Below are 353 nucleotides of genomic sequence, written 5' to 3' on the forward strand. Positions count from 1 at the left end.
AGACCAACAGCAAAGGGCGTCCCTATCGGGGCGCCCTTTCGCTTGGAATGCGTCTTGCTATTTGAAGTTCGAAACAGCTGAGCTAGAGTCAGCCGAAGTTTAATATAGTCAGAGGTTATTTCATGCGCCCCACCAAACGTCTTGCCACGGCACTTATGCTTTCTTTGGGCTTCGCCGCCCCAGTTGCAGCGGCCCAATGTGGCAACAACGCGGGAGGCTTCGACGCCTGGAAACCCGCCTTCGCGAAAGAGGCCGCCGCCGCGGGTGTCGGTCAACGGGGGCTCGATGCACTGGCCAACGCGCGCTATGCCAGCAGCACCATCGCCGCCGACCGCAACCAGAAATCCTTCAAC

General features: G+C 59.2%; 1 pseudogene. It reads left to right on the top strand.

Going from position 1 to position 353, the window contains the following annotated elements:
• Positions 1–122 precede the first annotated feature (122 nt).
• Positions 123–353 (top strand): annotated as a pseudogene (locus B3849_RS13980) (murein transglycosylase); the annotation flags it as partial.

It is taken from the genome of Sulfitobacter sp. UBA4523 (assembly GCF_002388305.1).
Taxonomy (GTDB): Bacteria; Pseudomonadota; Alphaproteobacteria; order Rhodobacterales; family Rhodobacteraceae; genus Sulfitobacter; species Sulfitobacter pontiacus.